This is a genomic window from Pseudarthrobacter sp. TAF60_1, assembly GCF_052113505.1.
Taxonomy (GTDB): domain Bacteria; phylum Actinomycetota; class Actinomycetes; order Actinomycetales; family Micrococcaceae; genus Arthrobacter.
Map to the genome: position 1 here is coordinate 17,745 of NZ_JBFRDI010000003.1, position 25,977 is coordinate 43,721.

At 66.0% G+C, this 25,977-nt stretch carries 20 protein-coding genes; 13 read left to right on the forward strand and 7 right to left on the reverse strand.

The genetic code is table 11. From position 1 onward, the window contains the following. Positions 1 to 6 precede the first annotated feature (6 nt). Positions 7 to 1,125, reverse strand: a complete 1,119-nt coding sequence (locus AB4Y73_RS03735) for an AI-2E family transporter (RefSeq protein WP_441868659.1) — start codon at positions 1,123 to 1,125, stop codon at positions 7 to 9. Positions 1,126 to 1,428: 303 nt separating this feature from the next. Between AB4Y73_RS03735 and groES the strand changes: the two genes are divergently transcribed. Together groES and groL are read left to right on the forward strand one after the other, a co-directional pair. Continuing rightward, positions 1,429 to 1,722, forward strand: a complete 294-nt coding sequence (gene groES / locus AB4Y73_RS03740; RefSeq protein WP_003805290.1) for a co-chaperone GroES — start codon at positions 1,429 to 1,431, stop codon at positions 1,720 to 1,722. A 76-nt stretch (positions 1,723 to 1,798) separates the two neighbouring features. Beyond that, on the forward strand, positions 1,799 to 3,409 hold the full coding sequence (gene groL, locus AB4Y73_RS03745; protein ID WP_441868662.1) for a chaperonin GroEL: 1,611 nt from the start codon (positions 1,799 to 1,801) through the stop codon (positions 3,407 to 3,409). A gap of 67 nt (positions 3,410 to 3,476) precedes the next feature. Here groL and AB4Y73_RS03750 read toward each other — a convergent pair whose 3' ends face one another. After that, positions 3,477 to 4,079 carry a dihydrofolate reductase family protein gene (locus tag AB4Y73_RS03750; protein ID WP_441868665.1) on the reverse strand — a complete coding sequence of 201 codons (603 nt, stop codon included), beginning with the start codon at positions 4,077 to 4,079 and terminating at the stop codon, positions 3,477 to 3,479. Between the two features lie 63 nt (positions 4,080 to 4,142). Between AB4Y73_RS03750 and AB4Y73_RS03755 the strand changes: the two genes are divergently transcribed. Beyond that, on the forward strand, positions 4,143 to 5,663 hold the full coding sequence (locus AB4Y73_RS03755) for an ATP-dependent DNA ligase (RefSeq protein ID WP_441869760.1): 1,521 nt from the start codon (positions 4,143 to 4,145) through the stop codon (positions 5,661 to 5,663). Positions 5,664 to 5,670: 7 nt separating this feature from the next. Here AB4Y73_RS03755 and AB4Y73_RS03760 read toward each other — a convergent pair whose 3' ends face one another. Then, positions 5,671 to 6,639, reverse strand: coding sequence for a DUF389 domain-containing protein (locus tag AB4Y73_RS03760; RefSeq protein ID WP_441868668.1), 969 nt, complete (start codon positions 6,637 to 6,639; stop codon positions 5,671 to 5,673). 130 nt (positions 6,640 to 6,769) lie between these two features. Here AB4Y73_RS03760 and AB4Y73_RS03765 point away from each other — a divergent pair, with 130 nt between their 5' ends. From AB4Y73_RS03765 to AB4Y73_RS03775, 3 genes are all read left to right on the forward strand, one after another. Beyond that, positions 6,770 to 8,839, forward strand: a complete 2,070-nt coding sequence (locus tag AB4Y73_RS03765; RefSeq protein ID WP_441868671.1) for an acyltransferase family protein — start codon at positions 6,770 to 6,772, stop codon at positions 8,837 to 8,839. A 223-nt stretch (positions 8,840 to 9,062) separates the two neighbouring features. Then, positions 9,063 to 10,574 (forward strand): IMP dehydrogenase, encoded by a 1,512-nt coding sequence (gene guaB / locus AB4Y73_RS03770; RefSeq protein WP_441868674.1) that lies wholly within the window; start codon positions 9,063 to 9,065, stop codon positions 10,572 to 10,574. After that, positions 10,517 to 12,475, forward strand: coding sequence for an ABC transporter ATP-binding protein (locus AB4Y73_RS03775; RefSeq protein WP_441869763.1), 1,959 nt, complete (start codon positions 10,517 to 10,519; stop codon positions 12,473 to 12,475). The genes guaB and AB4Y73_RS03775 overlap by 58 nt, the downstream gene beginning before the upstream one ends. Here AB4Y73_RS03775 and AB4Y73_RS03780 read toward each other — a convergent pair. Further along, on the reverse strand, positions 12,472 to 13,077 hold the full coding sequence (locus AB4Y73_RS03780) for a hypothetical protein (protein WP_441868677.1): 606 nt from the start codon (positions 13,075 to 13,077) through the stop codon (positions 12,472 to 12,474). The genes AB4Y73_RS03775 and AB4Y73_RS03780 overlap by 4 nt on opposite strands. Before the next feature lie 55 nt (positions 13,078 to 13,132). Between AB4Y73_RS03780 and AB4Y73_RS03785 the strand changes: the two genes are divergently transcribed. The 7 genes from AB4Y73_RS03785 to AB4Y73_RS03815 all read left to right on the forward strand — a co-directional run bounded on the left by AB4Y73_RS03785 (position 13,133) and on the right by AB4Y73_RS03815 (position 23,942). Then, positions 13,133 to 14,269: a GuaB3 family IMP dehydrogenase-related protein gene (locus AB4Y73_RS03785; RefSeq protein ID WP_441868679.1), complete on the forward strand. Its 1,137-nt coding sequence runs from the start codon at positions 13,133 to 13,135 to the stop codon at positions 14,267 to 14,269. A gap of 83 nt (positions 14,270 to 14,352) precedes the next feature. Beyond that, positions 14,353 to 16,092 carry a glycerol-3-phosphate dehydrogenase/oxidase gene (locus tag AB4Y73_RS03790; protein ID WP_441868682.1) on the forward strand — a complete coding sequence of 580 codons (1,740 nt, stop codon included), beginning with the start codon at positions 14,353 to 14,355 and terminating at the stop codon, positions 16,090 to 16,092. A 41-nt stretch (positions 16,093 to 16,133) separates the two neighbouring features. After that, positions 16,134 to 16,622 (forward strand): PTS sugar transporter subunit IIA, encoded by a 489-nt coding sequence (locus tag AB4Y73_RS03795; protein ID WP_441868685.1) that lies wholly within the window; start codon positions 16,134 to 16,136, stop codon positions 16,620 to 16,622. Between the two features lie 55 nt (positions 16,623 to 16,677). Continuing rightward, positions 16,678 to 17,529 (forward strand): SURF1 family protein, encoded by an 852-nt coding sequence (locus AB4Y73_RS03800; RefSeq protein ID WP_441868688.1) that lies wholly within the window; start codon positions 16,678 to 16,680, stop codon positions 17,527 to 17,529. Then, a complete protein-coding gene (locus AB4Y73_RS03805) occupies positions 17,526 to 18,026 on the forward strand; it encodes a DUF3817 domain-containing protein (RefSeq protein WP_441868691.1) in 501 nt (166 codons plus the stop codon). Before AB4Y73_RS03800 ends, AB4Y73_RS03805 begins: the two co-directional genes overlap by 4 nt. A gap of 100 nt (positions 18,027 to 18,126) precedes the next feature. After that, a complete protein-coding gene (gene guaA, locus AB4Y73_RS03810; protein WP_441868694.1) occupies positions 18,127 to 19,716 on the forward strand; it encodes a glutamine-hydrolyzing GMP synthase in 1,590 nt (529 codons plus the stop codon). A 128-nt stretch (positions 19,717 to 19,844) separates the two neighbouring features. Continuing rightward, positions 19,845 to 23,942: an AAA family ATPase gene (locus tag AB4Y73_RS03815; protein WP_441868697.1), complete on the forward strand. Its 4,098-nt coding sequence runs from the start codon at positions 19,845 to 19,847 to the stop codon at positions 23,940 to 23,942. Positions 23,943 to 24,009: 67 nt separating this feature from the next. Here the strand turns inward: AB4Y73_RS03815 and cpaB are convergent, their stop codons facing one another. The 3 genes from cpaB to AB4Y73_RS03830 form a co-directional block, all read right to left on the reverse strand. Further along, positions 24,010 to 24,756 carry a Flp pilus assembly protein CpaB gene (gene cpaB, locus AB4Y73_RS03820; RefSeq protein ID WP_441868700.1) on the reverse strand — a complete coding sequence of 249 codons (747 nt, stop codon included), beginning with the start codon at positions 24,754 to 24,756 and terminating at the stop codon, positions 24,010 to 24,012. Positions 24,757 to 24,927: 171 nt separating this feature from the next. Next, positions 24,928 to 25,194 (reverse strand): FmdB family zinc ribbon protein, encoded by a 267-nt coding sequence (locus AB4Y73_RS03825; RefSeq protein WP_441868703.1) that lies wholly within the window; start codon positions 25,192 to 25,194, stop codon positions 24,928 to 24,930. A 116-nt stretch (positions 25,195 to 25,310) separates the two neighbouring features. Then, positions 25,311 to 25,931, reverse strand: coding sequence for a 5-formyltetrahydrofolate cyclo-ligase (locus AB4Y73_RS03830; RefSeq protein ID WP_441868706.1), 621 nt, complete (start codon positions 25,929 to 25,931; stop codon positions 25,311 to 25,313). Positions 25,932 to 25,977: the final 46 nt, after the last annotated feature.

The window sequence follows — 25,977 nt, forward strand, 5'->3', positions numbered from 1 at the left end:
CGTGCGCTAGCTTGTGGTCCGGTTCCCGGCCAGCGTCCGGTAGATGGTCCAGCCGACGGCGGTGAGCGGGACCGCGAGCAAGGCGCCGATGACGCCGGCCAGGGTTGCCCCTGCCGCCAGGGCCAGAATGATCACCAGACCGTGGATTCGCAGGACTCTGCCCATGAAGAACGGCTGCAGTATGTGATGTTCGAACTGGTTGGCGACCACCAGGATGATCAGAACCAGCAGAGCAGGCACGGGGCCGTTTTCCACCAACGCCACCAGGACCGCCAGGCTGCCGGCGGCGGTCGCCCCGATGATGGGCACAAAGCCGCCCAGGAAGACCACCGCTGCCAGGGGCACCGCCAGCGGAATCCTCAGGATCAGCAGGCCCGCCAGCACAATCAGGGCGTCGATGGCGGCAATGATCAATGTTCCACGCACGTAACCGCCCAACACCAGGATGCTGCGCTCGGCGGCAAGGTGCGCATTCCCGCGGCGGCGGGCCGGGAGGAACCCAATGAGGAAGTTCCGGATCCGCTCTCCGTCCTTGAGGAAGAAGAACAGGATCACGGCCGTGAGGACAGTGCCGGCGGCTATCTCCCCGGCCGTCCTCAGGCCAGTGAGGGCGTCGGCTCCCAGGCTCCCGCCGGAGAGAAACTTCTGGAATTCGCCCTGGGCCGCACTGATCTGTTCCCTGGAGAAGGGCAGCGGTCCGGTGGTGATGGACTTCTGGAGTTCAGCGATGCCGGCTTCGGCACGAACCGCAAGAGCGTTGGACTGCTGCCGGACCAGCGTCACGATCCCGCCGATGACTCCGGCTGCGGCGGCGAGGATCACCAGGAACGAGGAGAGCACGGCCAGGGCGCGCGGCCAGCCATGGCCTGCCAGCCACCGGACCACGGGAGCCATTGCCGACGCCAGGATGAGGGCTATCAAAACAGGAGTGGTGACCAGCGGGACCCGGGTGGCGGCCACGACCGCCACCCAGGCGACGGCGCCGACGGCGAGCACCTGGACTGACCGGACCGCTGCCTTGCCAAGGCCGTCTGTCCACAGCGGGGCCATTCTGGACGAAAAGGATGGTGGCGGCTGCGGTGAGGGAATGCCGTTGGATGCGCTGGGGGATTCGTTACTGTCCATCAGGCCATTATCCGAACCTGAGCAGGCATCAAATAGGGCGCCCCGCCGCGTGCATCGGGTGGTGTGGCCTTGTCACCGGGTTTCAGGGGACTAAATTTGTCCACCAGGAACGTAATTCTGGCACTCGCCTTGACCGAGTGCTAACGAATACATAGAGTCGTCATTAGCACTCTCCCTAGGAGGGTGCTAATACATGAAGAGCTGCCCGCCAGGCTGCTGCCGGCACCGCGACGACGGTTTGCCAGCCACGGCGAAGCATCTCAACTGTCCATGAATTTTGCTGACGTAGAAGGAGAGGTCCGAGTGTCGGTCTCTATTAAGCCTCTTGAGGATCGTATTGTTGTCCGCCCGCTCGAAGCCGAGCAGACCACGGCTTCCGGCCTGGTCATCCCGGACTCCGCACAGGAGAAGCCGCAGGAGGGTGAAGTTGTTGCAGTAGGCCCCGGCCGCTTCGAAGACGGCAACCGCGTTCCGGTCGACGTAGCCGTTGGCGACGTTGTGATCTACTCCAAGTACGGTGGAACCGAAGTCAAGACCGGCGGCACCGAGTACCTCGTGCTGTCCGCCCGCGACGTTCTGGCGATCGTCGTAAAGTAAGTTTTGGATCCCCGTGCCGCTGACCATGCATTCCGCTGGTCAGCTGCGCGGGGTTCTGTCTTGAAAGGACAAAACCATGGCAAAGCAGCTTGCGTTTAATGACGCTGCCCGCCGGTCGCTTGAAGCCGGCATCGATAAGCTCGCCAACACTGTCAAGGTGACGCTCGGCCCCCGCGGCCGCAACGTTGTCCTCGACAAAAAGTGGGGGGCACCCACCATCACCAACGACGGCGTCACCATCGCCCGCGAAGTTGAGCTTGATGACCCGTACGAAAACCTCGGCGCCCAGCTGGCCAAGGAAGTAGCCACCAAGACCAACGATGTGGCCGGCGACGGCACCACCACGGCCACCGTTCTGGCCCAGGCCCTGGTCAAGGAAGGCCTGCGCAACGTTGCAGCCGGCGCCGCTCCGGGCCAGATCAAGCGCGGCATCGAGGTTTCCGTTGAAGCCGTTGCAGCCCGCCTGCTGGAGAACGCACGCCCCGTTGAGGGCACCCAGGTTGCCAACGTGGCCGCCATCTCCGCCCAGAGCGACGAAATCGGCGAGCTCCTCGCGGAGGCCTTCGGCAAGGTCGGCAAGGATGGTGTGATCACCATCGAGGAATCCTCCACCACGCAGACCGAGCTGGTCCTCACCGAAGGCATGCAGTTCGACAAGGGCTACCTGTCCCCGTACTTCGTGACCGATTCCGAGCGTCAGGAAGCCGTCCTCGAGGACGCCCTCATCCTGATCAACCAGGGCAAGATCTCCTCTGTCCAGGACTTCCTGCCGCTGCTGGAAAAGGCGCTGCAGAGCTCCAAGCCGCTCTTCATCATTGCTGAAGACGTCGAAGGCGAGGCCCTGTCCACGCTGATCGTCAACCGCATCCGCGGCACCCTGAACGTGGTTGCCGTCAAGGCTCCGGGCTTCGGCGACCGCCGCAAGGCCATGCTGCAGGACATCGCCACCCTCACCGGTGCGCAGGTTGTCTCGCCGGAACTGGGCCTCAGCCTGGACACGGTCGGCCTTGAGGTGCTGGGTACCGCCCGCCGCATCACGGTCACCAAGGACAACACCACCATCGTGGACGGCGCCGGTTCCGCAGAAGACGTCGCAGCCCGGGTTTCCCAGCTGCGCGCCGAGCTGACCCGCACCGACTCCGACTGGGACCGGGAAAAGCTCCAGGAGCGCCTGGCCAAGCTGGCCGGCGGCATCGGCGTGATCAGGGTTGGCGCAGCCACCGAGGTTGAGCTGAAGGAAAAGAAGCACCGCATCGAAGATGCAGTGTCCTCCACCCGCGCCGCCCTCGAAGAAGGCATCGTGGCCGGTGGCGGCTCCGCCCTCATCCACGCGCTGAAGGCCCTCGACGAGGACCCCGCAGTCAAGGCCCTCGACGGCGACGCCGCCGCAGCTGTGGGCATCGTCCGCCGCGCGCTGGTCCAGCCGCTGCGCTGGATCGCCCAGAACGCCGGCTTCGACGGCTACGTTGTCACCGCCAAGGTTGCCGAACTCGAAACCAACAACGGCTTCAACGCCAAGTCGGGCGAGTACGAAGACCTGATCGCCGCCGGCGTCATCGACCCCGTCAAGGTCACCCGCGCAGCCCTCCGCAACGCCGCTTCCATCGCCGCGCTGGTTCTCACCACCGAGACCCTCGTGGTGGAGAAGCCCGCTGAAGAAGACGAGCACGCAGGCCACAGCCACTGACAGTTACACCTAAAAACCGGTCCAGCTTCGGCTGGGCCGGTTTTTTGTGCCCTGGGACGGCCGGGATCTAGCTGGCCGCCATGTCTCGTGTCTCGACGCCGCCCGCGCGCTCGTAGACCAGCGACACCGCACCCTTCGGGAAGGAGCGGGCCGGTTCCGCAAGGCGGAAGGTAGTTGCGATGGGCCAGGCGTCGAAGAGACGCTTGCCCTGGCCGAGGGTGAGCGGATACAGCCAGAGGTGGAGGCGGTCCAGGAGATCGGCCTCGAGCAGTGAACGGATGAGGACGCCGCTGCCGAACATGTGCACCTCGCCATGCTCCTCGCGCAGCCGTCCTGCGGCCTCGGCATCCGGCAGGACCGTTGTGCCCTCCCAGCCCGGAGCCGTCAGGGTGTCCGAGACGACGAACTTGGGTACGCGGTTGAGCGTGTTGCCGATCTCATCGGTCTGGTGGGGCCAGTAGGCCGCGAAGATGTCGTAGGTTTTCCGGCCGAGGAGCAGGGCGTCGATCCGGCCGATCTCCTCCCCGATGGCAGCGCCGGCCTCGTCATCGGACACCGGGGCCTGCCAGCCGCCGTAGGCGAAGCCGCCTTCAGGGTCTTCTTCACGTCCGCCGGGCGCCTGGTAGACGCCGTCGAGGGTGATGAACAGGTTCGCGACGATGATACCCATGCACCAAGTCTGGAACGGTGTTCCGGACCTGTCCAGAGCCAGTTGCCGTGGCAGACTGTTGCCATGCTGCTCGATGAGCTTGTGCAAACAACTCAGGCCGTCACGTCCACGCGCTCGCGGCTCGTGAAGGTCGAGGCCCTAGCCGGCCTGCTGCGCCGCCTCGAGCCCGGCGACATCGCCACCGTAGTCGGGCTGCTGACCGCCCGGCCGCGCCAGGGCCGGGTTGGGGTCGGTTGGCGCGGCATGTCAGCGGCCATGGGTGAACCGGCCGCCGAACCGAGCCTCACCGTGTCCGCTCTTGACGCCGCACTGGATCGGCTGCTCGCCACCGGCGGATCGGGGTCGGCCGCGGAGCGTGCCGCGACACTCCGGACGCTCACGGCGGCGGCCACCGAACGCGAGCAGGCCTTCATTGCCGGCGTGCTGCTCGGGGAACTGCGGACCGGTGCCCTGGAGGGGGTGCTGACAGACGCCGTGGCCCGCGCCGCCGACAGGCCGGTGGACTCAGTCCGCCGCGCCGCCATGCTTTCCGGGGACCTCGGCGGGACGGCACTCCTGGCGATCACGGGCACGGCAGCCCAGCTTGACGCCGTCGGCCTTGTCATCGGCCGGCCCGTGCAGCCCATGCTCGCCACGACGGCGGCCAGCCCCAGCGCGGCGTTGCAGGTCACGGGGGAAGCATCCGTGGAGTACAAGCTCGACGGCGCCCGCATCCAGGTGCATCGCCGCGGCGAGGATGTCCGCATCTTCACGCGCACCCTGGCCGACGTGACCCACCGGCTGCCCGAGGTGGTGGAGGTGGTGCGCGGGCTGCCGGTCCGCGATGTGATTCTCGACGGCGAGACACTCACCCTAGATGAGGACGGCGGCCCGCGGCCGTTCCAGGAGACCATGTCGCGTTTCGGGGCGGACGCGGCGCGGGCCGCGGTGCTCCATCCCTGGTTCTTCGACGTGCTGCACATCGACGGGCAGGACCTGCTCGACGAGCCGCTGTCCACGCGCATCGGGGTGCTTGAGCGCATCGCCCCTGAGCACCGGATTCCGGGGGAGATCACAGCGGATGCGGCCATCGCCGAGAGAGTGTCCCGCGATGCGCTCGCGGCGGGGCATGAAGGTGTGGTGGTGAAAGCGGTGGGATCGGCGTACGCGGCCGGTCGGCGCGGGTCGAACTGGATCAAGGTGAAGCCGGTGCTGACCTACGACCTGGTGGTCCTCGCCTGCGAGTGGGGCTCAGGCCGGCGCACGGGGTTGCTGTCGAATGTGCACCTTGGAGCCTTGGACCCGACCGGCGAGTTCGGCCCGAGCGGTGGTTACGTGATGGTGGGGAAAACGTTCAAGGGACTCACCGACGACCTGCTGCGCTGGCAGACTCAGCGGTTCCAGGAGCTCGAAGTGCGGCGCACAGCGGGCACCGTCTGGGTTGACCCAGTCACCGTCGTCGAGATCGCAATCGACGGAGTGCAGCAATCCTCGCGCTATCCGGGCGGAATCGCCCTGCGGTTCGCCCGGGTAAAGCGTTACCGCGACGACAAGACGGCGGCGGAGGCCGACACCATCCAGACGCTGCGCGGTTTGCTGCGTTAGTAAACGGTCAACCGCGGGTCCGCCGCAGCTGCCGGCTGAGCTGCCGGGCCGCTGCTTCGGGCAGGCGCCTGGAGACCACACGGTAAAAGAGGAGGACGGCCAGGGCCGCCGCCACGATACCCACGAGGTTGACCAGCAGCTGCAGGGCCGAGCCGGCCGCCTTCTGGTACTCGCCAAGGACCAGCGCCACCGCAACGAATCCCGCCGCTGGCACTGTGGTAACAGAGATAAAGACGCCAATCAGGGCCGCCGAACGGCGGCTAATGACCGAAAGCATACCGGCGGCTCCGGCCAGGACCGCGACAATGAGGGAGTAGGGCCCCGGGTGGTAGATGAATTCGACGGCGGACCCGGTATCCAGTGCATCGGCGGGAAAGAGGCCCAAGGGGACAGACAGCCACGCTGTCAGGGCCGCCAGCAGCATGGCCACAGGAAAACCAACGGCCAGCGCCACGGCAGCCCGGCGCCCCAGCGTCCACTGCCGTCTCGCCAGCGCCACTGCCAAGGCAGCCAACGGTCCGAACTCCGGCCCTACGGCCATCGCCCCGACGATCGCGATGGTGGAATTCGTCACGATGCCGATCGCGGCGAGCTGTGTGGCCAGTACCAGGAAGGCGAGATAGCTCCATGTGAGCCGGGAGTCCTCGCCCGTCTGGTGGCTGACTTCGTCCCAGATCATCGCGTCCGCGCCGTCTCCGGGCGCCGAAGATTCCGCCTCCTCTGCACGCCGTGACAACACCAGCTCCGGCATGGCAATTACGATCGAGCCCACCTCCTGCACCTTGAGGACGTGGAGCTTCTCGAGCAGTTCCTCCACCGCCTCCCTGGCAGCCTGCACCTCGATGACATCGCCCTTCGGAGCTACGGACGCGCCCGGGAAGAACGCCGTCTCGGCCGTTCCAACCTGATCCTGGCAAGCCTGCAGCGCCACCGCCGACAGCTCTTCGGGCACACAAATCCGCAGCTGGACAATCACGTCCGCTCCCTTCCCTGGTAGTGGCCAGCTTAGTTCGTGCCGCGCACGGCCTTGGGAGGACCTGATTGGCCTTGGACGTCGCGTGTCCGTAGGCTTGATGTTTTTGCCAGCCGGTCTTGAGGGGTCACTTGTGTTGATTGCGAGAACAGAGGCTGCCCCGGACGGTACTTCAGGCGCCACCAGCGCCCGCCGGAAACCCACCTTCCGCCCCGAAGTCCAAGGGCTCCGTGCGCTCGCAGTCCTGATGGTGGTGACCTACCACGTGTGGCTTGGCCGGGTGTCCGGTGGTGTGGATATCTTCCTCCTCATCTCGGCCTTCCTCCTGACTCTCTCGTTCGTCCGGAAGGTGGAGTCCGGGACCTCCCTCAACCTGGTCCGGCACTGGCTGCACCTGTTCAAGCGCTTGCTGCCAGCCGCCGTCGTGGTGATCCTCGGAGTGCTCGCCGGCACTTGGCTCATCCTCCCGCAAAGCCGCTGGCCCATGGTGCTCGAGCAGGCCTGGGCGTCGCTCTTGTACAGGCAGAACTGGCTGCTGGCGGACACCGCCGTGGACTACTACGCCCAGGACCACGCCAGTGCGAGTCCGCTGCAGCACTTCTGGTCCCTGTCCATCCAAGGACAGGTCTTTATCCTGTGGCCGCTCGTCTTCGCCGGCTCCGCGGTGGTGTGGAAGCTCCTCCGCCGGCGGTACAGCATCAGTTACCGCGCGGTGCTGGCTGCCGGCTTCGCAGTCATCCTCGCCGCATCGCTCGCGTTCTCGATTGACCAGACGGCAACAAACCAGGCCTACGCCTACTTCGACACGAGGACCCGGCTGTGGGAATTTGCACTGGGCTCCCTCCTCGCACTGGGACTGCCCCTGCTGAACCCTGGCAGAGTGCTCCGCCTGGTGCTCGGCTGGGCAGGCCTGGCGGCCATGGTCTCCTGCGGGCTGGTACTGACTGTGGACCGGGCTTTCCCGGGGTTCGTGGCTTTGTGGCCCACCCTCGCCGCGGCAGCGATTATTGTGGCCGGCCAAAGCGGCAGCCGTTTCGGCGTGGACCGCTTCCTGAGCTGGAAGCCGCTGGTCTCGCTGGGCGATAACTCCTATGCCCTCTACCTGTGGCACTGGCCCGTCCTGGTGCTGGCGCTGGCCGCAACCGGCGTCGAGTCACCCAACCTCAGCCAGGGCGGGGCAATCATCGCCGCCTCGGTGGTCCTCGCGGTCCTGACCACCCGCTTTGTTGAAAAGCCGCTCCGCGAGTGGCACTGGCCGCAGGTGCGCAGCTGGCGCACCGCCGTCGTCGTTGCCGCTTGTTGCGCCGTCCTGGCCGGCCCTGTCGCGGTGTGGCAGACGAGCCTCACCGAGGTGGAGGCTGCCACCGCAGCGCAACCCCGGGAACTGACGCCGGGGGCGGCCCAACTCACCCAGGGGAACGGCGGAACGCCCGCGCCGGCGGCGCGGATCATTCCGGCCCCCGCGGCCCTCGACAGCGACTGGGCAGGGATCCAGGCGCCCTGTCTCGGCAGGAATGCACCGCAGGACCCGGTGCTGGAAGGCTGCCGGCAGGAGGTCCCCTCCGGCGAAATCACCAAGCGGATCGTGGTGCTGGGGGACTCGCACGCCCAGCAGTACCTGGCAGCCCTGGCCCCCGTCGCGGAAGCCCGTGGCTGGGAACTCGTCACGCTGCTGATGCCCGCCTGCCGCTTCGGGGCCTACTCCGAGACCCGGAACGCCGAATGCAACACCTACAACCGCGCCAGCACGGCGTACGTGCTCGAACACAGGCCGGATGCCGTCTTCACGGTAGCCACGCTGACCCATGAGGAGGCCCCGTTCGAGACCGAGGTCCCCGCGTACCTTGAGGGAATCCAGCCGATCGCAGATGCCGGGATCGAAATCGTCGGGATCCGGGACAACCCCCGGTTCACCTTCAACATGCCGGAGTGCGTCCAGCGCTACGCACCGGACGCCCCAGCCTGCAACCCGCCCTTGAACGAATCCTTGGTGGATCCTTCGCCGCTGGAGAGCTACCGCGGCAAAGTCGCCGGCCTGCACCTGATGGACCTGAGCGATTTCATCTGCGCCGAGGGCATCTGCCCGGCCGTGGTGGGAAACGTCTACGTGTACAAGGACGACAACCACCTGAGCCGGACGTACGTCGAAAGCATGATCCCCATGTTTGAACAGCGGTTGCTGGCGGCCACCGGCTGGACGTGACCCTCTTCGGCGAGCGGGCGGGGGGTGCCCTTGCTCACAATGCGTTCCCGGAATAGGGGGATCGGCTGCGAGGTTCTAATATTTACTCAAAGCTTTGCGCATGGCTTCCGCGCGCGAGGCACAAACTTATTAGGCCCCTGCACCGACCAGTCCCGTAATGACGGGCTGGTCATCAGCTGCAACCCCTACCCGAGAACCCAATACCAAGGTAAGAGGCGCACTCATGACCCAGCCCGAGCACAACCCCTTCGGCTTCATCGGCCTGACCTACGACGACGTCCTGCTCCTCCCGGGCCACACGGACGTCATCCCGTCCGAAGCTGACACGACGTCGCGGATTTCCAAGCGGATCTCTGTTCACACGCCGCTGCTGTCCGCCGCCATGGACACCGTCACCGAATCGCGGATGGCCATCGCCATGGCACGCCAGGGCGGCTTGGGCGTCATCCACCGCAACCTCTCCATCCAGGACCAGGCCGACCAGGTTGACCGCGTCAAGCGCAGCGAGTCCGGGATGATCACCAACCCGCTGACCATCGGCCCGGAAGCCACCCTGGCGGAACTGGATGAGATCTGCTCGCAATACCGCGTGTCCGGCCTCCCCGTGGTGGACGAGGGCATGCGGCTGCTCGGCATCGTCACCAACCGCGACACCCGTTTTGTTCCGGAAGCCGACTTCCCGCTGCGGCTGGTCAGCGACGTGATGACCAAGATGCCCCTGATCACCGGCCATGTGGGCATCAGCCGTGAGGAAGCCTCCCACAAGCTGGCCACCAACAAGATCGAAAAGCTGCCGCTCGTTGATGAGCAGGGCCGGCTCAAGGGGCTTATCACCACCAAGGACTTCACCAAGGCTGAGCAGTACCCGCTGGCCACCAAGGATGACGAGGGCCGGCTCCGTGTTGGTGCCGCCATCGGTTTCTTCGGTGACGGCTGGGAACGTGCCATGGCCCTGATCGACGCCGGCGTTGACGCACTGTTCGTTGACACGGCCAACGGCCATTCGCAGGGCGTCCTGGACATGATCCGCCGCCTCAAGTCTGATCCCGTGGCAGCCCACGTGGACATCATCGGCGGCCAGGCAGCCACCCGGGAAGGCGCCCAGGCGCTGATCGACGCCGGTGCGGACGGCATCAAGGTTGGCGTGGGCCCCGGTTCCATCTGCACCACCCGCGTGGTGGCCGGCGTGGGTGTCCCGCAGATCACTGCCATCTACGAGTCCGCCAAGGCAGCGATCCCCGCCGGTGTGCCTCTCATCGCCGACGGCGGCCTGCAGTACTCGGGCGACATCGGCAAGGCGCTGGTCGCCGGCGCCGACACCGTTATGCTGGGCTCCCTCCTCGCCGGCTGCGATGAGTCCCCGGGTGACCTGATCTTCGTCAACGGCAAGCAGTTCAAGCTCTACCGCGGCATGGGCTCCCTCGGCGCCATGCAGACGCGCGGCAAGAACACGTCCTACTCCAAGGACCGCTACTTCCAGGCGGACGTCTCCGGTGACGACAAGCTCATTCCCGAGGGCATCGAAGGGCGCGTCGCTTATCGCGGCCCGCTCGCCTCGGTGGCCTACCAGCTGGTGGGCGGCCTCCGCCAGACCATGTTCTACACCGGCGCACCCACCATCCCGGAGCTCAAGGCCCGCGGCAAGTTCGTCCGCATCACCGCGGCGGGTTTGAAGGAATCCCACCCCCACGACATCCAGATGACCGTGGAGGCTCCGAACTACGGTTCGCGCTAACGCACGTGTCTGAGCTGCGGCCCGCCCGGACGCCCAGCCGGAAACTTGCCGTGAGGCCCTATGCCCGGGCCGTTGCGCAGGTTCTGCGCGTCAGCTTCCGGGCCTCGCCCGCCGCCGTCGTGATGAAGGTTGTGGGGTCGCTGATCTCGGCCACCCTGCCGCTGGTCACCACCTACTTCGCCGCGCTGACCACCACCGCCCTGGCGGCGGCTTACGCGGGCAATGCCGCGGCGGGCCAGCAGGCCATTGTGTACGTGATCATCACTGCGGCCCTGGGACTGTTCTGGGGCGCCTTCGGCAGCGTGGACCGGTACATCCAGCAGCTGATGAGCTTCAAAGTGGGCGCTATCGTGGGCGACCAGATGTATGAGCGCTTCCTGGCGCTGGAGTTCTGGCGCTATGACGACAAAGAGACCGTGGACCTGTACGACCGCGCCAAACGGTTCTCCGACTCCTACGCCCGGGTCCTGGACCGGATCGCCGCGATCTTCACCCAGCTTGTCTCGGTGATCCTGGCGATCGGTGCCCTGCTCCTGGTCAGCTGGTGGATCGCCGTGATTGTGCTCATCGCAATCGTGCCCAGCGTCTACCTTCAGTTCAAGCTTTCGCGGGAGCAGATCGCGCACTGGAACACGCAGGTGGATTCGCGCCGCCAGCGCCGGATGATCGAAACGAACCTGCTCCGTCCGCAGCACATCGCGGAGATGCGGCTGTACGGGATCGTGCGCTACCTGATGGACTTCCGGTCCAGGCTGCGCGACGCGGACGAGCGCCGGCGCCTTGACTTCCAGAAGCGTTACATCCCGAAGCAGCTTGCCGCCGATGCTCTGCAATACGGCGCGGAGGTGGTCTCGCTGATCTGGGTGGTGGGGCAGATCATCGCCCGGGCACAGCCGGTGGGCCAGTTCCTGTATGTCCAGCAGATCGTCAGCCGTGCCCTGTCCACGGCCAACAACCTGGTGTCGTCCCTGAGTTCCATTGATGAGGACCTGGCGAACCTCACGGACTATGAACTGTTCATGGCACTGCCGATCCACTCCCGCCACGCCCCGCCGCTGCTGCAGTCACCCAAAACTGTGGAGCTGCGGGACATCCGCTTTACCTACACAGGCAGCGACCTCGAGGTGATCCGCGGCATCAGTATGACCATCCGGGAAGGGCAGCACATCGCCATCGTGGGGGAGAACGGAGCAGGAAAGTCCACCCTGATCAGGATCCTGGCCGGGCTCTACGCCCCGGACTCCGGACAGGTAATGCTCGACGACGTGGACCTCGCCGCCGTCGATGTCACCTCCTGGCACCGCCACCTGGCGGTGCTGAGCCAGGAATTCCTGAAGTACGAGTTTGCGACGGCCGCGGACAACATTCGCTTCGGCGACGTCGACTCGCCACGGGATGATGACCGCATCCGGCGGGCGGCGGGCGACGCGGAGGCCCTCGAATTCATCAACAAGCTGCCCAACGGCCTGGACAACCACGTCAGCAACTGGATGGAGGATCCACGCGGCCGGAAGGGCAGCGGACTCTCCGGCGGACAGTGGCAGCGGCTCGCGATGGCCAGGAACTTCTACCGCGATGCGTCGTTCATGGTGATGGACGAGCCCACCTCAGCCATCGACGCGCTGGCGGAGCACCGGATCTTCACCCGGCTTTTCTCTGACCGCAGCAGCACCATCATTGCCATCAGCCACCGGCTTGCCACCATTGAGAAGGCGGACATCGTCTACATGCTCGAGGACGGGCAAATCGTGGAACAGGGCACCCACAAGGAACTGGTTGCGCTGCGTGGCCGCTACTTCAGGATGTTCGAGTCCCAGCTGACGGTCCCCATCATCCCCCTAACCTCGCAAGCTCGGCCAGGGAACCCTGCTGATGTGGGCCCAGCAGCCGCAGGACCCTAGGCTTCCACCACTGTGGTGCGGACCCGCGCCATGCTGGGCCGGGCGGGGACGCTGCTGAAGCCGAAGGTGACGCCGGGTCGGATGGGGGCCAAGTCCCCGGCGTGCGCACCGTTCCAACTGACGACGGCGGAGCTGATGCGGTGCAGGTCGCTCACCCCGTAATACTCCAGTCTGCCGCTTCCGGCAGTCCCCGAGGTCCGGGACCCTGGGCTGAGCAGCCCGGCCAGGGGACTGATGGCCTGCAACCACGCCGTGTGCACGGCGAGTGCCCGCGGCACTATGCGCAGCGCCTTGCCGAGGAGGGGCCTGCTGCCCACGCTGGCACGCAGCTGCAGCGGGCCGGCGTCGACCGTCAGAAGCCGGTCTTCGAACCGCGCATTCACCTCCACGACCTTCACCGAATCGAAGCTGTACGTGGCAGAGATAAAGGCGGCCACTTCCTGGGTGGGGGCGAGCAGCAGCCGGTGCCCGGACGCCTGCTGGACCATGACGTCGGCAAAGGACCCGAACGGGGACAGCTGCCAGACACCCACCACAGCCCGCAGCCCTGACGCGGTGCCGATGCCGGCTATATGCCCGTCGAAGATCCAACGTTCGCCCATTCCCGAAATCTTAGTCCGGCCGAGGAGAACGCCGGGGCTGGGATAACCTAGAGCAGTGACTTACGAGATCGAGATCGGCCGTGGCAAGCGTGGGCGTCGTGCCTACTCCCTGGATGACATTGCGATCGTCCCTAACCGTCGTACCCGCGACCCCAAGGACGTGTCTGTCTCGTGGCAGATTGATGCCTACAAGTTCGAGATGCCCGTGATCGCGGCACCGATGGATTCGGCCATGTCCCCGGAGACGGTCATCGCCCTGGGCCGCCTGGGCGGTCTGGGTGTCCTGGACCTCGAGGGCCTCTGGACCCGCTACGAGGACCCGCAGCCCATTCTGGAAGAGATCGCCGGCCTCGAAGATGAGGTCAACAGCCCGGCGGTGACCGGCCGCATGCAGGAGCTCTACCGGGCGCCCATCCAGCCGGAACTGATCACGTCCCGCCTCGCCGAGATCCGCGCTGCCGGAGTGACCGTGGCCGGATCGCTGACGCCGCAGCGCACCCAGGAACACTACAAAACCGTGGTGGCCGCCGGCGTCGACATTTTTGTCATCCGCGGGACCACCGTCTCGGCCGAGCACGTCTCGAAAGAAGACGAACCGCTGAACCTTAAGCAGTTCATTTACGAACTCGACGTTCCGGTGATTGTGGGCGGCGCGGCCGGCTACACGCCCGCCCTGCACCTGATGCGGACCGGCGCTGCCGGCGTCCTGGTCGGCTTCGGTGGGGGAGCCACCGCCACCACCCGCCGTGCGCTGGGCATCCATTCGCCCATGGCTTCCGCGATTTCCGACGTCGCGGCCGCCCGCCGTGACTACATGGACGAATCGGGCGGCCGCTACGTCCATGTAATCGCCGACGGCGGCATGGGTACCTCGGGTGACATCGTCAAGGCAATCGCCATGGGCGCCGACGCCGTAATGCTCGGCAGTGCGCTCGCGAGGGCCGAGGAGGCTCCGGGCAAGGGCTGGCACTGGGGCCAGGAGGCCCACCACTTGGAACTGCCCCGCGGGGACCGGGCCAACGTGGGCACTGTGGGGCCCCTCGAAGAGGTGCTCTTCGGACCGGGACACCACACCAACGGCACGTCGAACCTGATTGGAGCGCTTCGCCGGTCGATGGCCACCACAGGTTACTCGGACCTGAAGGAATTCCAGCGCGTCGACGTCGTGGTGTCCCCGTACGCCGGTAACTAAGAGTCCACGGACGCCTGCCCAACTGCGCGGCAACGAAGTAGTGTGGGTTTACTACCGGCAGCAGCGGCAAGGGGAGGCGTTCCATGAACAGTGTTCCAAACGAAGGCGGTGTCCTGGGGCCCGCAGCCCGGGAAGCATCGATTGCCCGGCTAAGGGCCACATCCGAGCCAGGCAACGAACTGGACATCCTCATTGTTGGCGGCGGGATCGTCGGGACCGGTTCGGCCCTGGACGCGGTGACCCGGGGACTCAGCGTGGGAATAGTGGAGGCCAGCGACTGGGCTGCCGGCACGTCGTCACGGTCATCCAAGCTGATCCACGGCGGCCTGCGCTACCTCGAAATGCTGGATTTCGGACTCGTGAAGGAGGCGCTGCAGGAACGTGGACTGCTCCTCTCGGAACTAGCCCCGCACCTGGCCCGGCCGGTGCCATTCCTGTATCCGCTGACCAAGCCCTTCTTTGAGCGTCCCTATGTGGGGGCCGGCATCGCCTTGTATGACCTGATGTCTGTGTCCAACGGGCACCGGCGGGGCGTGCCGTTCCACAAGCACCTCAGCAGGCGCGGCACGCTGCGGGCCGCGCCCAGCCTCAAGAAGGATGCCTTTGTGGGGTCAATCCGCTACTACGACGGCCAGGTGGACGACGCCAAATACTGCGCCAACCTCATCCGGACGGCGGCACACTACGGTGCCCATGCGGTGAACCAGATGGCCGTGGTGGATTTCCTCCGTGAAGGCGAACGCGTGGTGGGGGCCAAGGTGGTCAACCACGAGGACGGCTCACAGTTCAGCATCCGGGCGAAGCAGGTCATCAACGCCACCGGGGTGTGGACTGACGAAACCCAGGCCATGGTCACCGACCGTGGCCAGCTGAAGGTCCGGGCGTCGAAGGGCATTCACCTTGTGGTGCCCCGTGACCGGTTCCAGTCCACCGTTGGCCTGATCCTCCGCACCGAAAAGTCGGTGCTGTTCGTGATCCCCTGGGGCCGGCACTGGATCATCGGCACCACCGATACCGACTGGCATCTGGACAAGGCCCATCCGGCAGCGTCCAGCAAGGACATCGACTACATCCTCGAGCACGTCAACAAGGTGCTCAAACGGCCCCTGACGCGGGAAGACGTCGAAGGGGTCTACGCCGGGCTGCGTCCGCTGCTGGCCGGTGAAAACGACTCCACCGCCAAGCTGTCCCGTGAACATGTGGTGGCGCACCCCGTACCAGGCCTGGTGGTGGTGGCCGGCGGTAAATGGACCACGTACCGCGTGATGGCCAAGGACGCAGTGGACGAAGCCACCCGCACCATGGATGAGCGGGTGCCGCCGAGCTGCACCGAAACCATCCCGTTGCTCGGTGCCAGCGGTTTCAAGGCAGCCTGGAACCGGCGGAGCAGGACCGCCGAGGAATACGGCGTCCACGTGGCCAGGGTGGAACACCTGCTCAACCGCTACGGATCCATGACGCCTGAAGTGCTCGCCATCATCAAGGAGCGGCCCGAACTCGCAGAGCCGCTGCCCGGCGCCGACGATTACCTGCAGGCGGAAGCCGTCTACGCCGCAACCCACGAGGGCGCCCGGCACGTTCATGATGTCCTGACCCGGCGGACCCGCATCTCCATTGAGGCGTGGGACCGTGGCGTGTCCGCGGTGCCGGTGGTCGCTAAACTGATGGGCGAAGTCCTTGGCTGGAGCGATGTGCAGCGCGAAAGCGAAATAAAGCACTATATCGCTCGGGTTGAGGCTGAACGGCTGAGCCAGCAGCAGCCGGACGATGAATCAGCCGACGCCGCCCGTTTAGGTGTGGAGGACATCGTCCCGTTGCGCTGAATGACCTGAGCCCTCTTATGACCTGACCGAAGGAACACGCCTTGGCCGAACCACTTGACCGGTACGATGCCGATCTGACCACCCCCGAACTGGTGATCTTGGAGTTGGAGGCAACGGACAAGGTGGACGCTGCGGCGCAGCTCGCGGAACGGCTCTTCGCGGCCGGCCGGGTCACGGACCTGCCGGGCTTTCTTAAGCAGGTCAACGCCCGGGAACACCAGCTCGCCACCGGCCTGCCGGGCGGAATCGGGCTGCCGCACGCCCGCAGTGAGTTCGTCTCGCGGACGTCCATCGCCGTCGGAATCACCAAGTACGGGCACGCCTTGGACTTCGGCGCCGCCGACGGTCCCGCCACCGTCATCCTGCTGATCGCCACCCCGGCCAGTTCGTTCTCCGATCACCTCGAAGTGCTGGCCACCTTGGCACGTTCACTATCCAAGGAGTCCTTCCGGGAATCCCTGCGCCGGGCCTACGACGCCGAGGTGATCGCCGAGCTGATCAACTCGAGCCTGGTGTTCTTCGACCACTAGGGGCGGGGACCGGCTCGTTTAGTTGTTCTACAGCGGAACGAAGTAACGTTAAGGGGTGTGGAAAACAGCCCTTAAGCCCCGATGGATCGCAGGCCTGGTCTTTGCGATCGTCGTCTCCGGGGTGTTTGTCCTGCTCAGCCAGTGGCAGTTCGGGCGATCCGTGCAACCCGAAGCTCCGGTCAGTCCGGCCACTGAAGAGACCCGGGCGCTCACGGAGACACTTGAGCCAGGAAGCTTCTTCCCTGGGTCGGTGTCCGACCAGATGGTTTCAGCAGAAGGCACGTATGACCCCGCAAAACAGGTCCTCGTTCCCGGACGCCTGAAGGACGGTAACACTGGCTACTGGGTGGTTTCCGCCTTTGCCGTCGAGGGCGCCCCTGTCCTCAGCGGCGTCGCAGCCTCCCCCCAAACATGGATTCCCGTAGCCCGCGGCTGGGTAGCCGATCCTGCGGACGCCGGTGCCCCGCCGTCGGGAGTTGTCCACCTGACCGGACGGCTGATCCCGTCCGAAGCGCCGCTCCCGAAGACCGCGCCGGAAGCAGGACAGGCCTCCGCCGTCTCGGTCGCTGAACTCATCAACTACTGGGACGTCAGCAGCTACCCGGGATTTGTCGCCGCAACCGCCGAAGTGGCGGACGGCACCGATATGAGCGCAGCGGCGATCAGCGGGGATCTGAAGCCTCTGAACATCGGTCCGCAGCCGCCCGCCCAAAAGGTCAACTGGCTCAACCTCTTCTACTCCCTGGAGTGGGTGGTTTTCGCCGGGTTCGCCCTGTTTATCTGGTGGCGGCTGGTGAAGGACGACTACCGCCGGGGCCTCGAAGAGGACCTCGACGACGACGCCGGGCATGACACCCCGCCCGGCTCGCCAACTTCTGAACAGCTCCAACAAAAGGTAAAGCCATGATCGAACCGAAACCGGCCGTCCAGCCGGGCTCTGCCCAGGGAAAAACCAAGAAGCGCCGCTTCGGCGGTACCGAGGCGCAGATCCGTTCAGCGCTGAAATTCTACAAGGTGATGGCCTACCTGACCGGTGGGATGCTGCTCCTGCTGTGCGCTGAACTGGTAGTGCGTTACGTGTTTGGCCAGTATCTGTTCGCGGGCGGAACGAATGCCGTCACCGGCCAGCCCTTCGGCCTGGGCTTTGCCGACGCCGAACCGCAGGGCGTGTTGGGGGGATTCAACCTTTCCGTAGCTGTGCTGATCGTGCACGGCTGGATGTACGTGGTGTACCTGATCTCCAACTTCCGGCTGTGGACGCTGATGCGCTGGCCGTTCCTGAAGCTCATCCTGCTGGCTCTGGGCGGCGTGGTGCCGTTCCTGTCCTTCTTCGTGGAGAAGAAGTTCCACGCCGAGGTTGAAGCGGAACTCGCCTCGCACCCGCAGGCGGCTCAGCGGTACTGACGCGTTGCGACGGCGGAGGGGCCCGCCGTCGGACGTTTCCTCCGTCACACCCGCGGCCGCGAACGTGCGGCGGGTGTACCGCGCAAAGTAGGCTAGTACGGTGACTACTCCCTCTGCATCCCAGACTTACCAGAAGCCGGTGCTGGTTGTTGATTACGGTGCCCAGTACGCGCAGCTGATTGCCCGCCGCGTCCGGGAAGCGAATGTGTATTCGGAAGTGGTTCCGCATACCTACAGCACCGAGCAGCTCCTGGCCAAAAACCCCGCTGCCATCATTTTGTCGGGTGGGCCGTCCAGCGTGTACGCGGATGGCGCACCGTCGGTCGGCGCCGACCTGTTTGAGGCCGGGATTCCCGTGTTCGGCATCTGCTACGGCTTCCAGGCCATGGCCAACGCGCTGGGCGGAAAAGTCGACAAGACGGGCCTGCGCGAGTACGGCTCCACCCAGACCACCATCCTCGGCGAGGGCCGCTCGGTGCTCGAGGGGATGCCGCAGCACCAGAACACCTGGATGAGCCACGGCGACTCCGTGCACACCGCCCCTGAAGGCTTCGAGGTGTTGGCGACGACGGCGGGCGCCGAAGTTGCCGCCTTCGCCAACGAGGAAAAGTGCCTGTACGGCGTGCAGTGGCATCCGGAGGTGAAGCACTCAGCCTATGGCCAGCAGGTGCTGGAAAACTTCCTGTTCAAGGGCGCGAAGCTCGAGCCCAACTGGACCACAGGGAACATCCTCGAGGAGCAGGTGGACCGGATCCGCCAGCAGGTCGGCGATGCCCGGGTAATCTGCGGCCTCTCCGGCGGCGTTGACTCCGCCGTTGCAGCCGCACTCGTGCAGCGGGCAGTGGGCGACCAGCTCACGTGCGTCTTCGTGGACCACGGACTGCTGCGCGAAGGCGAAGCCGAACAGGTGGAACGCGACTTCGTGGCCGCTACCGGCGTCAAGCTCTACGTCGCCAACGAGCAGGAGCGGTTCCAGGCGGCCCTGGCCGGCGTGAGCGATCCGGAAACGAAGCGCAAGATCATCGGCCGCGAGTTCATCCGCGCGTTCGAAGAGGCTGAACTGGCCATCATCGCGGAGGCTGCGGCTCACGGCGAGAAGATCAAGTTCCTGGTCCAGGGCACCCTGTACCCGGACGTCGTCGAATCCGGCGGCGGCGAAGGTGCAGCCAACATCAAGAGCCACCACAACGTGGGCGGACTTCCCGAGGACCTCCAGTTCGAGCTCGTGGAACCGCTCCGTGCACTGTTCAAGGACGAAGTCCGTGCCGTTGGCGCCCAGCTGGGGCTGCCGCAGGAAATCGTCGGCCGGCAGCCGTTCCCCGGGCCGGGCCTCGGCATTCGCATCGTTGGCGAGGTCACCAAGGAACGCCTGGATCTGCTGCGGAAGGCGGACGCCATTGCCCGCGCGGAACTGACCGCAGCCGGGCTGGATAACGAAGTTTGGCAGATGCCGGTTGTCCTGCTCGCCGACGTCCGCAGCGTCGGCGTTATGGGCGACGGCCGCACTTACGGCCACCCGATTGTCCTTCGTCCCGTGTCCTCCGAGGATGCGATGACGGCCGACTGGTCCCGCCTCCCGTACGATCTCCTGGCCCGGATTTCCAACCGGATCACCAACGAGGTGGAGGGTGTCAACCGGGTGGTGCTGGACGTTACCAGCAAGCCGCCGGGAACCATCGAGTGGGAATAGCAGTGTGAGTGGCCGGTCTCCGTCAACGGAGGCCGGCCATTGCTCTAGTCCGTTCAAATCCCCTAATTTGGCCTGACCCAGTGTTGCGGTCTCTCATCCCGGCCGCTTTTGCGGCTACGCTCGAAAGCATGCCGGTATGGTCCAGGGCGTCACGTGCAAACGCAGAAAAGAAGGCAGTAGTGTCAGTTGGTCAAGGCCACCCGGAGGGTTCTGAGGAGCTTAGGAAATGGCTGTCCGGGCTCAAACCCGTCACCGGGGCAGACACCATGCTGCGTTTTACCAAGACCCCCGAAGGCTCCATTGACCTGACCCACGCCCACCCATCAGGGCTGGCGCAGCTGATGGCGGGCCGCCGAACCCGGCTGTCCACCCTCATCCGGGACCAGCAGCAGTACTTAGTGGCGGCGCGCGCCTCCCGCAATATCCGCTCAAAGATCTTTGAGCTCGCAAACGACCGCGGCATTGACGCCGGGTATTTCTCCGCCGGCACCGTGGTGTGGACGTCCGCCGTCGGCGGCAAACCCCAGCGGGTTTCCGCCCCGGTCATGCTCACCGCGATTTCGCTCACGGTGCGTCCCGGTGAGGACGATTACGAACTGCAGCTCACCGAACAGGCCCACATCAACCCGGCCCTGGTCCGGCACCTGAAGAACATCCACGGCATCGTTTTCGACGTCAACGCCGTCACCCGCCTGGCATACAGCACCGCGCGCTTTGATCCGCAGCCGGTCCTGGACCGCCTTGCCACCCTGATCAGGCCCATCCACGGCGCGGAAGCCCAGCACAACCTGCTGGTGTCCACCTTTGCCGATCTCTCCGGCAACCTTGACGACCCCTGGATCAACGACGGCAACCCGCTCATCACCGCACTGGCCAAAGCAGGCGGCGGCGAAGTGGTTGATGTTGACCAGCCGGACACCTCGCGCTTTCCGAGCGTGGACGAGCGCCACCCCAGCGATGAACTCCTCCTGCTTGATGCTGACCCGGACCAGCAGTACGTCATCGACGCTGCGCGCGCCGGGGACTCCCTGGTGGTCAGCACCCCGCCCGGCACGGGCCAGACTCAAACCGCCATCAACACCATCGGCGCGCTGGTGGACGCGGGACGGTCTGTTCTGGTGGTCGGAGACCGCCGAGCCAGCCTCAACGAAGTGTCCGGCCAGTTGGAGGCACTGGGCCTGGAGTCCATCCTCTTCCAGCTCGCCGGCACCGCCACGCCACAGCAGCTCAAAGCCCAGCTGGTGCGGGCCATCGTGCGCAACGAGAAGTCGCTCGAACCGCAGCTGGGAAATTTGCACAAAACCCTCACCGAACACCGCCACGCCCTGATGGACCACGTGGCCTCCCTCCATAACGTGCGCCAACGCTGGGGCTGCTCGCCGTACCAGGCCATGCAGTCACTCGCCGAGCTGACGTCCATTCACCCGGCCCCGGCCACCACGGTGCGGCTCAAGCGGAGTGTGCTGGACAGCATCCGCGACCGCAACGAGCTCGCCGGCAGGCTGCGCCGTGCAGCCGAGCTTGGCAGCTTCAGCCGGGCGTCCACCACCAGCCCATGGCACGGTGCCAGACTTCTCACCCGCAAAGAGACTGAGGAAGCCCAGGAACTGGCCCGCTCCGTGGCAACGAACCTTCCCATCCTCCGCGACCGGATGCACAGTGTGGCCGAGCACGCAGAGATCCGGCTGGGCGCCTCGTTTGCCGAATGGGGAGAGCAGCTCGAACTGCTGGTGGCGGTCCGCGGAAGCTTGGACAAGTTCACGCCCGACATCTTCGACCGGCCGGTCCATGACCTGATCTCCGCCACCGCCACCTCGGCCTGGCGCCGGGAGCGGAACATCGACATGGCGTCCATGCAGCGGTCCCGCCTGCGCCGCGTCGCCAAGGAGTATGTCCGGCCAGGAGTTCACATCGCTGACCTCCACAGTTCTCTTGTGCTGGTGCAGGAGCAGCGGGCACTCTGGTCCGGCTACGCCACCTCGCAGCGCCACCCGGCTGTCCCCTCCGGGCTCGCCGAAATGAACGCGCTGTACCGGTCGCTGGACCGGGAGCTGATGGAACTGGGGGAAGCCCTCCGGCACACGGCGGCCGGCGGCTCGCTGGCCACTGCCCGCTATGAGGAACTCATGGAACGGCTTGAGCGGCTGGTCGCTGACACCGACACGCTGAAGACACTCCCTGAACGCACCTTGCTTGTGGAAAACATGCGCGAACACGGCTTGGGTGAACTCCTTGCCGACCTGGCCGACCGGGAGGTTCCGGCGGAGTCCGTGGCCGCCGAGCTTGAGCTCGCCTGGTGGCAGTCCGCCCTGGAAGCCATGATCAGCGGCGACGATTACCTGGCCATGTCTGACGGCGACGCGCTCCGGCAGCTTGAGGCCGAATACCGGCTTGCAGATAACGCCCACATTGCCAGCGGGGCCGCCCGCCTGCGCTGGGATCTTTCCGAGCGGTGGCGGGCTGCACTGGCGGAACACCCGCGCCAGGCCCAACTGCTCCGCAGCCTCCTCAAGGACGGCAGGGTGACGCTTGCTGCGCTGACGGCCCAGGCGCCGGACCTTGTTCCGATGCTGGTTCCGGTCTGGTCGGTGAGCCCGTACCTGATGACCGGGCTCCTGCCGGCGGAGCAGCGCTTTGATGCCGTGGTCATACTGGACGCTGAAGCGACATCCCTGCAGGCCGTCCTGCCGTCCATTGCCCGTGCCAAGCAGGTGATTGCCTTCGGCGACGCCAAGATCGCCAGTCCCCGGACCTTTACGGTGGGTGTGGAGCGCCTGGCAGCTGGCGAAGCCGCCCATCAGCGCGTGGAAAGTGCCTACTCGGCACTGTCTGCCGTGCTGCCAGTGTGGCGCCTGAATTTTGTCTACCGCGCGGTGGACGAGGACCTCGTCCTGCAGCTGAGCAAGAATTTCTATGATGACGGCCTCCGCCGGCTCCCCGAGGGACAGGCTGCCACCGGCCTGGACCGGGCGCTGACGGTTGAATACCTGCCGGACGGGACCGGGCTGCCCAGCGCCGACCATGAGGGCGTTGAGTCCGTGGTGGCCGAGGTCAACCGGGTCGTGCAGCTGGTCTTCGAACACGCAAGGCTGCGTTCCCGCACGTCCCTGGCCGTGGTGACTGCCAGCCTCCGGCATGCGGCCCGGATTGGCGAGGCCATCAGGCTGCAACTTCCCAACCACCCCACGCTTGCCGGCTTCTTTGGCGGCGGGGCCGAGTCCTTCCGAGTTGTTGACCTTGAGCGGGCGCAGGGCCTGGTCCGCGATCACATCATCTTCTCTCCCGGTTTCGGCCGTACCCCCCACGGGCGGGCGCTGCACAACTTCGGTCCGCTTTCCGCTGAGGGTGGCCGCGAAAAATTCGCGCTGGCCATGACGCGCGCCCGGCGGTCGATCCACGTGCTGACTTGCTTCCAGCCCGAAGACCTCGACCACACCCGGCTTTCGTACGGCGCCGTGGAACTCTACGAGCTCCTGAACCGAGAGATCGCTGGAAAGACGGACCTCGGCACGCCTGCGTCCCGGGCCGCCGCCAGCGAACAGGCACTCGGCGCCGACCCCCTCGTGGCCGATCTCGGCGACCGGCTGCGCGCCCGTGGCGCACGCGTCTGGCACCAGTACGACGGCGTCATCGACGTGGTGGCGGCAGCAGATCCGCTGAGCACCATGGGTCAGGACGACGCAGATATCCCGTGGCCAGTGGCGATCGAATCCGACGGCACGGAACAGTACCGCACCATGAGCGTCCGCGAGCGGAGCCGCCTCCGCCCGCAGCTGCTCGAACGGATGGGCTGGCGGTATATGCCGCTGTGGACCATCGAGGTCTTTACCGACCCGTCCACCTGCGCCGACCGGATCGCAGGCTACCTGGGGCTTGAAAATGTCCTGCCAGCCGGGCGGGGTACCTCCTCGGGTGGATTCTTTGACGAGGATCTGGTCTCCCAACGCCTGGGAACGGCTGGCGACGACAGGAACGAATACCAGGCCGAACGCCTGGAGAGGGAGGTTGTTGTGAACCCACAGAACCCCGGGCCGGCCGATGCCGAAGGCGATGATCAACCAGACACGGCGGGTAACAGCCAGGCGCCTGCACCCGAAGCCGGGCAGTCCGGTACTGCGGGAATCCTGCCGAACAAGGCGGGTGAGGATGATCCGCGGAACTGGGGCGACGGCCCCGACGAGCACGACGCGTGGCTCAAGGAGAACAAGCCGCCGCACTGGGGCTGACAGCCAAGCTGCGCGCCCGGCGCGGCGCTGAATCACCTACCACGCCGCGTCACCCTGCCGTGCTGAGTCACCGTGCAGCGCTGGGAGGTCCCACCAGAACAAAGAACAGTTTGCCCTGCGTGGACGCGCCAGCCAGGCGGGCGGCCTGTTCCGGGGCCGCTGCTACGACGATCAGCCCGTCAGTCTCGCCCGTGCCGAGCCACTGCCCCGACTTCCCGCCCTGCCCCGATGTCCAGAGGACCGGTACGGAGGAAGCGAGTACTTCGGACGGGGAGTTCTGGTCGTAGCCGTTGGCTCCCGTCAGCACCACGTTGACCAGTTGCCCGGGGGACACCAGCTGGATGGAGGAAGGATCCGCCATCCTCACGGGCACGGCCGCGGAGCCTGGCGGCGTTCCGGTCAGGAGGCCGGGACCCAACAGCTGGGAATCCGTCAGCAGCTGCCCTTTCCGCAGCGGTGCTGCCAGCTGCTTTCCCGTGGCGTGGCTTAGGTCGGCGATGGACCCGTCACTCACGAGCTGCGGGGGAATCTTCACGGGCGCCAGATCGGTGGCGGTCAACGCCGTGCCGGCGGGCAGGTCACGCGCGGCGGCCAGCGTCGTCGCGGTGTCCGCGGGCGGGGGAGTGAGCTGATGGACGGTGATCCCGGCAGCAACGCAGAGCAGGAGTGCGATGACGAGGCGACGGTTCCGGCTCAGCCACGACACAACTCTGCGGCGGCCGGGGCGACGGGTGCCTCTGGCCGCCAGTTGGCGGCGGACCGGGCGGACGGCGGGGGCGGCTGCGCGTCTGGGGCGAAAGAGGGTGGCTGGCATGGCACCCACGCTATGTTCCGGAGACCGCGCGGCACAGCAGCGAAGGTGCCTATGTGGACAACGGTGCTACCGGCGTCGGACGCGGCGCCCAACAGCGCCGGGGCACAGGACTCAGGGTGAGCCGATCAGCCCAGCGCTGACAAGTCCGGTTATTGAAGACGGTGAATATGCTCAGCTGGCTGCAGTTGCGGCGGCCGGCGCCGGTGCAGCTGCCGGGGCAGGAGCCGCGGCGGGTGCGGCAGAAACAGTGCTGCCCTTGGCATCGCGGGAGTCGGTCCGGTAGAAACCGGAGCCCTTGAACACCACACCAACGCTGTTGAACTTCTTGCGCAAGGCTCCCTGGCACTCCGGGCAGGACGTCAGGGTGCTGTCGGTAAACGACTGGAAAACGTCGAAGGCGTGGCCGCAATCCTTGCAGGCGTAGGCATAAGTGGGCACTGATGATCCTCCTCTTGGGCAAACGAGAGGTCCTGGGTTGCCTCTTAGCAGTCTCAGGGCCTGAGTGCCAATTCTATCACCCCAGACGAGCGGCTCTTTAGTGTGCCCGGGCCCGGTCAGGAAGGAGCCGATAACTGAATCAGCCCGGAAGGCGTCAGGGCTGCAGGGACTTTCCGGTCAAACGCTTCGGCCGGAATGGTTCGCGCCGGCAGCACTTCGGCGTCGAACACGATGGCAGCCAAGGGGATGTCCAGCCCTTTGCCGGCCAATGAGCCCAGCAGGACGTCGTAATAGCCGCCGCCCTGGCCGATCCGGTTCCCGCTGAGATCCAGGGCCGTGGCGGGGATCAGGAGGCCGGACACGGAGGCCATGACGGAGAGGTCAAGGCGGGGTCCGGCAGGTTCCAGCACGGGGGCAAAGCGGCTGCGGACAAACTCGGCCTCGGGTGTCCAGCGGGTCCAGCTCAGTTGGCGATCCGGCTCGCACACGGGGAGCAGGACTGTGTGGCCGCGGCGGTGGAGTTCGCTGATCAGCGGCAGTGTGGGCGGCTCAGGCGTCACGCCTAAATAGGCGCAAAACGTCGATGGCGTGGCGCCTGTCAGTTGTTCGGCCCACGTTGCCCCGTGGACGGCGATGGCCGCACCTGCGGCATCGCGCTGGCCGGGCACAGTGGCCATGCGCTGCGCCCGGTGGCGTGCCCGGATGCCTTCCTTGGCCGCCCTGTTGCGCTCGGACATACCGTCTACCTCTTCCAGATGCTGGGTTGCAGATCTGCCCCCTGCG

What these genes read in the sequence shown, in the direction of transcription:
- AB4Y73_RS03735 (WP_441868659.1), bottom strand. Translation starts at nt 1,125, where the DNA reads ATGGACAGTAACGAATCCCCCAGCGCATCCAACGGCATTCCCTCACCG.
- groL (WP_441868662.1), top strand. Translation starts at nt 1,799, where the DNA reads ATGGCAAAGCAGCTTGCGTTTAATGACGCTGCCCGCCGGTCGCTTGAA.
- AB4Y73_RS03750 (WP_441868665.1), bottom strand. Translation starts at nt 4,079, where the DNA reads ATGGGTATCATCGTCGCGAACCTGTTCATCACCCTCGACGGCGTCTAC.
- AB4Y73_RS03755 (WP_441869760.1), top strand. Translation starts at nt 4,143, where the DNA reads ATGCTGCTCGATGAGCTTGTGCAAACAACTCAGGCCGTCACGTCCACG.
- guaB (WP_441868674.1), top strand. Translation starts at nt 9,063, where the DNA reads ATGACCCAGCCCGAGCACAACCCCTTCGGCTTCATCGGCCTGACCTAC.
- AB4Y73_RS03780 (WP_441868677.1), bottom strand. Translation starts at nt 13,077, where the DNA reads ATGGGCGAACGTTGGATCTTCGACGGGCATATAGCCGGCATCGGCACC.
- AB4Y73_RS03790 (WP_441868682.1), top strand. Translation starts at nt 14,353, where the DNA reads ATGAACAGTGTTCCAAACGAAGGCGGTGTCCTGGGGCCCGCAGCCCGG.
- AB4Y73_RS03805 (WP_441868691.1), top strand. Translation starts at nt 17,526, where the DNA reads ATGATCGAACCGAAACCGGCCGTCCAGCCGGGCTCTGCCCAGGGAAAA.
- AB4Y73_RS03815 (WP_441868697.1), top strand. Translation starts at nt 19,845, where the DNA reads ATGCCGGTATGGTCCAGGGCGTCACGTGCAAACGCAGAAAAGAAGGCA.
- cpaB (WP_441868700.1), bottom strand. Translation starts at nt 24,756, where the DNA reads ATGCCAGCCACCCTCTTTCGCCCCAGACGCGCAGCCGCCCCCGCCGTC.
- AB4Y73_RS03830 (WP_441868706.1), bottom strand. Translation starts at nt 25,931, where the DNA reads ATGTCCGAGCGCAACAGGGCGGCCAAGGAAGGCATCCGGGCACGCCAC.